This is a genomic window from Calothrix rhizosoleniae SC01, from assembly GCF_900185595.1.
Taxonomy (GTDB): Bacteria; Cyanobacteriota; Cyanobacteriia; order Cyanobacteriales; family Nostocaceae; genus Calothrix_A; species Calothrix_A rhizosoleniae.
Map to the genome: position 1 here is coordinate 21,457 of NZ_FYBH01000298.1, position 7,809 is coordinate 29,265.

7 protein-coding genes are annotated in these 7,809 nt (G+C 39.0%); 3 read left to right on the plus strand and 4 right to left on the minus strand.

Going from position 1 to position 7,809, the window contains the following annotated elements:
• Window positions 1-281: 281 nt before the first annotated feature.
• A complete protein-coding gene (dnaG, locus tag CALSC_RS17975) occupies window positions 282-2,216 on the minus strand; it encodes a DNA primase (RefSeq protein WP_088242668.1) in 1,935 nt (644 codons plus the stop codon).
• Window positions 2,217-2,422: 206 nt separating this feature from the next.
• Between dnaG and tftA the strand changes: the two genes are divergently transcribed.
• Window positions 2,423-3,772, plus strand: coding sequence for a hormogonium tapered terminus morphoprotein TftA (gene tftA, locus CALSC_RS17980; protein WP_088242669.1), 1,350 nt, complete (start codon window positions 2,423-2,425; stop codon window positions 3,770-3,772).
• A gap of 28 nt (window positions 3,773-3,800) precedes the next feature.
• On the opposite strand, the gene CALSC_RS17985 is transcribed toward tftA, so the two are convergent.
• The 3 genes from CALSC_RS17985 to CALSC_RS17995 form a co-directional block, all read right to left on the minus strand.
• Window positions 3,801-4,244: an NADAR family protein gene (locus CALSC_RS17985; RefSeq protein ID WP_088242670.1), complete on the minus strand. Its 444-nt coding sequence runs from the start codon at window positions 4,242-4,244 to the stop codon at window positions 3,801-3,803.
• Window positions 4,245-4,325: 81 nt separating this feature from the next.
• Window positions 4,326-5,165: a M56 family metallopeptidase gene (locus CALSC_RS17990; RefSeq protein ID WP_088242671.1), complete on the minus strand. Its 840-nt coding sequence runs from the start codon at window positions 5,163-5,165 to the stop codon at window positions 4,326-4,328.
• Between the two features lie 5 nt (window positions 5,166-5,170).
• A complete protein-coding gene (locus CALSC_RS17995) occupies window positions 5,171-5,587 on the minus strand; it encodes a BlaI/MecI/CopY family transcriptional regulator (protein WP_088242672.1) in 417 nt (138 codons plus the stop codon).
• A 154-nt stretch (window positions 5,588-5,741) separates the two neighbouring features.
• On the opposite strand from CALSC_RS17995, the gene CALSC_RS18000 reads away from it, so the two are divergent.
• Both CALSC_RS18000 and CALSC_RS18005 read left to right on the plus strand, forming a co-directional pair.
• Window positions 5,742-6,479, plus strand: coding sequence for a 2-phosphosulfolactate phosphatase family protein (locus tag CALSC_RS18000; protein ID WP_088242673.1), 738 nt, complete (start codon window positions 5,742-5,744; stop codon window positions 6,477-6,479).
• 753 nt (window positions 6,480-7,232) lie between these two features.
• The coding region (locus CALSC_RS18005; RefSeq protein ID WP_143288295.1) for an FHA domain-containing protein at window positions 7,233-7,809 on the plus strand (577 nt) is incomplete at its 3' end.

The window sequence follows — 7,809 nt, forward strand, 5'->3', positions numbered from 1 at the left end:
CCGATTGGGTTAATTCGGATTAGTTGGAAACACCAGAAATTTGTGTCTGGGGTAATCCCATTTTGAAAAAAGAATGGGACAGATGGGTAGGGGCACGGCATCAGTAAGATAATTTTATATACCAAAGATTAGGGATGCCGTGCCCTTACGAAAAATGTATGTGTCGCAAACATTATTTGAATTGGTATAGTTTGAAATCCAACACATCTAAACTAAACATAGGGCAGATTGCTGAACAAGGATTTTAGTTTCAGCATTCAACTAAATTAGTCACAATTTTTTCACCAATCACCCGATTCACCCATTCCTAATAGCTCTTTCAAAGATTGTCGTTTCTGGTATAATTGTTCACAAAGCTGCTGCTCTTTATAGAAAGCTTGATAATAAAATTGCCATTCTTCTGTTTCTGGATTAGTTTGTTGCCAAAGTTTGAGAAAGTGGCGATACCGTTTTTCTCTGATTACTATTTCTATGCAAGCCATTGCATCTTGGATAACTAATGGTATGCGTAATATATCTTTTTGGGTTTTCTCATTGAGATGGAATAAATGAGACAGTGAATCCATTTCTTCAGGAAATTCCAAACATCTATCTTGTACTATTGAGAGTAAATCATATTCCGGTTTGTCTAATATTTCTAAAATCTGTTGCCACAAAAAACGATGATGGGACAAACTAAATTGTAAATCTTTCTCTTCTAAGCTATTAAAAATAGATTCTCTATATTCGGGACAGTGTAAATAAATTTGTAATAATAAACCTTCTGCTACTTCTAACAGATTACCTTCTGCAGATGTTGCTTTTTGAGGTGAGGTAACAGGTTGGGGCTTTTTGATGTATGTTGGTTTAGATTGCTCATAACTAGTAGTGGAAGAAATCTGAGTTAAGAGATTTTCAATGCGTAGGGGGACGAGTTTGGTATCTCCTAAACTGAGGATTTCCGCACAGTGGGAAACATAATAACTACGAGTATCACTATTGCCTATATTCTTCAGTATTTTTACTAATCCTTGGGACACCTGCTGAAAATCAGTTGCTTGTTTTAAGTCCTTATCTTTGATAATTTTTTGGATTTGCCAATCTAACCAGAGGGGAGCCTTAGTTAACAACTGATGATAATCTTCTGGGGTGTGCACCTGTAAGTATTCATCAGCATCCTTACCATCAGGAATATTAAGAATCTTTAGCTTAACTTCACCCTTGTATGCTAATTCAGCAATTTCTCCAATAGCCTTTTCCGTAGCATTTATACCGGCAGCATCAGCATCAAAGTTAAATACAATTAGCTTAGAATCCGTATAACGCAAAACCAGTCGAGCCTGTTCTGCACTAAAGGCTGTACCCAAAGATGCTACCACATTATTTATCCCAGCAGCATGGAGAGCGATCGCATCAAAATATCCCTCCACCACCACTGCTCCATCCATTTGGGAAATTCCCGTTTTTGCTTTATCTAGGGCAAATAAAGTTTTACCCTTATGAAAAAGTTCTGTTTCTGGAGAATTAAGATACTTTGGTTGATCCTCCCCTAAGGTTCTACCACCAAAACCAATTACCCGTCCCATAATGTCATGGATGGGAATCATCAAGCGATCGCGGAATACATCATAATAGCCCCCTCCCTCCTTCCGTGGCTTAATCAATCCCGCTTGCTCCACCAACTGCGCCGGATAGCGTTTATTATCCACCAGGTAGCGGTAAAGAGTTTCCCAGCCTGGAGGAGCATAACCCAAGCCAAATTGTTGTATAGTTTGATCAGAGAGTTGGCGATCGCTAATTAGATAATTTAATGCCTGTTTTCCTTGGGGTTGTTTGATAGCATGTTGATAAAATTGCCCTACCAGAGCTAGCACTTCATACAATTGTTCCCTGAGAGACAATTGGCGTTGTAACTCTTGGGTTTGTTCAAATTCTAAAGTTTTGACAGGGACTTGGTAACGCCGTGCTAAGTCCAATACGACTTCACTAAATGAAGTTTTTTCTAACTCCATCAAGAATTTGATTGCATTTCCCGCAGCGTGACAACCAAAGCAATAATACATTTGCTTGGTTTGGCTGACAGTAAAACTGGGAGTTTTCTCATTATGGAAAGGACATAAACCAACAAAATCCTTACCGCGCTTGCGTAAAACAACATACTCAGACACAACATCATAAATGTCGGTCCGTTGTTTCACTTCCTCAATTGTATCGGGGTGCAAGCGTTGAATTTGCATATTTTGGATTTCAGATTTTAGATTTTAGATTTTGGATTGTTGATTGTGGATTGATTCTACATCACTCCTTCCCTCCTTCCCTCCTTCACTCCTTCACTCCTTCACTCTTCCCAAAACAACATCCATCGTTATTATATTGTTGTTGTCACACCTGGGATGCTATATAAAATGTCTCACGGTTAGTTTTATAAGAGGAAATACTGAAGATGGGACGTATTTTTATTTCAGCCGCTCACGGGGGTAGAGAAGGAGGAAGAATAGATCCAGGCTCAGTTGCAGGTGGAACAACGGAAGCCCGAGAAATGATATTGCTACGGGATTTAATTGTGATTGAATTGAGGGGAGCCGGTTTTGAAGTCCTATCGGTTCCCGATGATTTGAGTGCTGCTCAAACTATCAACTGGATTAACTCACGGGATCGTTCTGGGGATGTGGCGATCGAAATCCATGCAGATGCAGCCAGAAACCCTTCTGTAAGGGGAGCCAGCGTCTTTTATATTACGAATAATGATGAACGGAGAAAACACGCTGATTTGTTGCTCCTAGGGCTATTACGCCGGGTTCCCCAACTCCCGAATCGCGGAGTCAAACCAGATACGGAAAGTGGATTAGGTCGTTTAGCGTTTTGTCGTCAGGTAGCAATTCCTTCTATATATTTACAAGTTGGTTTTCTCAGTAACCCCGAAGATAGAGCTTTATTGCAAAACCGTCGCCTTGATTTTGCTCAAGGAATCGCCGATGGACTGACTTCTTGGAGTCGAATTATCGATCCTGGTTCCACACCACCTCAAACAACTTATCCAGTCATCAATATTAAAATTAATGGGCAAAATTATGCAGAACAAGGCATATTAGTCAACGGTAATGCTTATATTCCTGTAGATTTAGTAGATCTGTTGCGAATTGATTTGTCAAAATCTCCCAATGTCCGCCGCATTAACTATCGGCAAGTTGTGTATATTAAAGCTGTGGAATTACGGGAATTTAATGTTTCTGTGGGTTGGGATGGAGCAACTCGCACAGTAATTTTACGTTCTAATTTAGCTATTTGTCCTGGTCAAATTGACCTGGTTATGTCCCATGGTAATACTTCTGAAGCACAGTTAAGTTCATTTTTGAACCAAAATAATGGCAATGCTTTAACTCAGTTTCCCGATTTACCTAAATTTTATCGAGAAGAAGGTACTACGGAAGGAGTTAATTACGATATTGCTTTTTGTCAAATGTGTATAGAAACTGGATTTTTACGTTTTGGCGGCGATATCAAACCAGAGCAAAACAACTTTGCTGGTTTAGGTACGGTTGGTGGAGGTGCTGAAGCAGCATCTTTTACAAATACTAGAATAGGAGTGCGAGCCCATATTCAACATTTGAAAGCCTATGCTAGTTTAGAACCTCTGGTGCAAGAAGTTGTTGATCCGCGCTTTCGCTTCGTTACCCGTGGTATTGCTCCTTTAATTAATCAATTATCAGGTAGATGGTCAGCAGATACGGAATATGGAGAGAAGTTAATGGCTATGGTGAAAAGATTATATGAATCTGCTCAATTAATGTAATCTCCTAGAAAACAGTATTACCAATTATTTAGTGATGACGTAATATTTCTCTGACTGTCATCAACACTTCACCCAACCTATTCTTCCCACTACCATCAGCACCACAACCCCAGTAGTAATCAATAGGAGAATTTTCCACAATCAATTCATCTCCCGTACCCAGCAATAATTCCCTAATACCAGTATGTGTTTGGAACTTACACAACACTGCTTGCTGCATAATTTCATCTTTTACTTGTTCCCAATCACTACGCAGAGGATGTTTACGACTGCGCCCCATTTTTGCTGCTTCTTTGGGCATTTTCACTTCCCGGATTTTATCAAACCAAGGGCGATCGCTTTCGACAAATTTTTGCGCCTGAAAGTAATGTTCACTAGTTAACCACCAAAATCCATCTAACTCAAAACCATGTGGAGAAAAGTTAGAAAAAAAACCATATTTTTCACGGGTACTATAAAAGTAAATTGTCATAAAAATTTTGGATTTTGGATTTACCCGATGTCTCAAGTTGATTAATTTGTCCGTTATGAGTTAATCAAATATATCTAAATTTCATGTATGAAATATCACTGTTATTAAAGGTATAAAAGCCCAGATAAATTGTTGCCAAGATTGCAAACTTAATTTTGGATTTGGTTCCGGTGGTGTCAGTAGAGCTTCAATCCGTTGTTCTAAGCGATCGCTCCCAGAAGTACCCAATGCTGCACAAAGGATACCAGTATTTACAGACATATCACTAACTACTAATAACAAGGACTCAGCTAATAGCAAGGGATCTACCTGTAAAGCGGCGTGGGCATCTGCTCGTAGTTCCCGTAATGCTAAGAGTTCTTGCCACAAATCATCTGTATTAGGCAACCAACTGGTACAGTTACGCACCCAACCCAACCAAAAAAACCAAAATGTGTCTCGGTAATGGTAATGTCCTTTTTCGTGGGCAATAACCGTCTGTAAATGCTCTGGAGAGAGGGTATTTACCATTCCCTGACTGATAACTAATTCTGGTCGCCAAAAGCCAATTTGACCAGCAAATAGGGCTTGTGTCGATAGAATACGAGTTTTTTTACCATCAATAACTATCTGCGGACATTTCTGTGCTGATTTGACTGATTGCCAGCCTTGCCATGCTAGATGAATGCATATAAAGGCAAAAAATACCAGCAAGCTTAATGAAATTACATAACCCAACCAACCAGCTTGCCAGTGTCCCATTTTACCTTTAGGCCCCATGCACACAAGAGCGATCACTGTCATGAAAATTAACAAAGGGGGAAAGAGAAATAAAAATAGCGATCGCCGCCAACGGACAATCCAGCGACCTGGGGATTCATGACCTTGGGATCTAATCCAGCAAGCAACTGCAACAGCAGTCAAAATCATCACTAGATGCATTATATTTATTCCTCCCTGGCTTGCCTAGCTGCTTGAATGCGTTTAGCGATCGTTTGTATTTGTTCGCTGGCTGCTTCATCGAGGCTATCAGCAAAAGCGGCGACTACATCAGGATTACCCACAGCCAAAAATCGCTGTAATTGTTCGTGTGCCTTAATCATTTCTGACTGTTGCTTTGTTACCAATGGTCGCCAATAAAAGGCACGTCCATTTTTATTACAAGCCAGCCAGCCTTTTTCTGTCAAACGACGTAACACCGTGGTGACAGAAGTATACGCCAATTCTCGACTAGGGTCAGCAAGAATGCGATCGTGCACATCTTTAACCGTAACTTCGCTCAATTCCCAAATTATCTGCAATATTTCTGCTTCCAAAGGGCCTACTGATAGTTGTTTCGGACGGTAATTTGGTAAAGGTGCCATATTGTATGAGGGAAAGATTGTAGACGCAGCAGCGCCCTTTACTATTTTAAAATAGGCAAGGAGCTAGATGCAATTCGAACTAGATCACTTAAATGTCATCAAGTCGTAAAATGTGATCTCAGTCCTTAATATTTAGATTGGGTTGAGCCAGCGCGTGAAGTTATTCGTTTACCATACTCCGGAATTAACCCCTACTGATTGCCTCCCTGAATGTGCGATCGTAGTTGATGTGCTGCGAGCAACTACCACTATGGCTAAGGTTTTAGCCTCTGGAGGAGAAGCAGTGCAGGTTTTCAGTGATTTAGACTTGCTTACACAAACTAGTGAATCTTGGCCAGTTGAAAAGCGTCTCCGTGCTGGGGAACGTGGAGGCGCTAAAGTTCCGGGTTTTGATTTAGGTAATTCGCCTCTTGATTGTATTCCTGACAAAGTACAGGGGAAGCGTTTATTTATTAGTACTACCAATGGTACTCGCGCTTTGCAACGAGTGGAAAATGCCAAAGTTTTAATTACCGCCGCCTTGGTTAATCGTAATGCTGTAGTTAAATATCTTTTGCAAAATCAACCAGAAATCGTATGGATTGTGGGTTCTGGTTGGGAAGGTACTTTCTCTTTAGAGGATACTGTTTGTGCTGGTGCCATTGCCCATAGTATTTTGCAGCAAACTAATTTATCTGCCAATGAAATTGCGGGTAATGATGAATTAATTAGTGCGATCGCTCTTTACGGTCAGTGGCAAAATGATCTACTCGGACTATTGCACCATGCAAGCCATGGTAAACGTCTGTTGGGCTTAAATAGCCATGAGGATCTCAAGTATTGTGCACAGACTGATATCTTAGATATCTTACCAATGCAACAAGAACCTGGTATTTTGCAAAGCCATACTTAAAAAAATACCCAAAGTCTGATAAATAGATAAATGCTTAAGCATAATTAAAAAACTTTGTTCCTTTTTGTTACAATTCTACACTCAGCTAAATTAGTCGAGAACTTAAGTCTTTTTGCACAATACTTTTTTATGGCATTTTTCTAGTCAATACTGCCATATCAGTTAATGCTTCTTTCCCTATTACAGTGTGAAAGAGGCTATTTTTTTGTCAACTAAACATGACAAATTCATTTCCATAAGTGATTATTCTGAGATATTGACAATGGGAGTATAAAGTAGAGATAAAATTTAGCTTAACAGTAACAAGTAATACTTTTAGTGCTTATTCGTAAATGATAAGCTAATAAACCTCACATATAATTTATATTTGATTTAGCCAATCCGGAACAAACTAAAAGTTCCGCAAATATACGATGTGTTCTTGCTGGTATTTGATTTTATTCTAGTTATTTAAGAAAGAAAAAAAACAAATAAATGACTGGCAACCAAAACTTTTCTCATCTCATTCGTCAGCAGAGAGAACAATTAACACAATCTTACCTACACAAAATAACTCATCTATTTTATTTTTCTTCCCCAGATTTAATTACTGGGAATTTGTAATAGCTGTTTCCTGGGAAATGGCAATTTAGTTAATAAAGCAATAGCTTAGTCAAGTGGAGGTTAAAGTCAAAAATTTACGTGATTCAGTATTTTTAGTTTAATTTTTTAGATAAAAAACCACATAAATAATAATTTTTTGAGGAATATTCCATGTCAGGAGATAATGATAGGGAGAAAATAATTCACCTTTTCCTTGTCAAAGATATTCAGGGACAAAGAGTTATTACTCTTCATGAGGCTACTTATTCTCTGGGGCGAGATTCAAGAAATTCTATAGTTATGCGTTCCCGTTCAGTTTCTCGCCAGCACGCTATTTTACTAAGGGTAACTGTTCCAGAAAGTGACCAATATGGTTTTCGAGTAGTAGATGGTAACTTCAATGGTAAACACAGTACTAATGGTTTATTTGTTAACGGCACTAAATGCCTTTCTCACGATCTCAAGCATGGGGATATAATTGAGTTCGGTTCTAATCAAGCTAAAGCTGTCTACTACGCAATTTATAATTTAGCAGAACAAGATATACCTGAAGCATTCACTGTCGAAGCATTATCTGACTTGTTGTCAGAACAGGAACATTCAGTTAATCCCTTTGAAACCTTAATTTTTAGTAATGAAGATGCTAGTATCCAGGATGCTAGTGATGTGGCTTTAGCCCGTTTAGCTTCTTTTCCGGAACTAATTCCCAATCCAATTATTGAAATGAATTTGGAAGGAATAGTTACTT

Bases quoted from the DNA above. Each gene is read 5' to 3' on its own strand.
- CALSC_RS17985 (WP_088242670.1), bottom strand. From the start codon at position 4,244: ATGACAATTTACTTTTATAGTACCCGTGAAAAATATGGTTTTTTTTCT.
- CALSC_RS17995 (WP_088242672.1), bottom strand. From the start codon at position 5,587: ATGGCACCTTTACCAAATTACCGTCCGAAACAACTATCAGTAGGCCCT.
- CALSC_RS17990 (WP_088242671.1), bottom strand. From the start codon at position 5,165: ATGCATCTAGTGATGATTTTGACTGCTGTTGCAGTTGCTTGCTGGATT.
- tftA (WP_088242669.1), top strand. From the start codon at position 2,423: ATGGGACGTATTTTTATTTCAGCCGCTCACGGGGGTAGAGAAGGAGGA.
- dnaG (WP_088242668.1), bottom strand. From the start codon at position 2,216: ATGCAAATTCAACGCTTGCACCCCGATACAATTGAGGAAGTGAAACAA.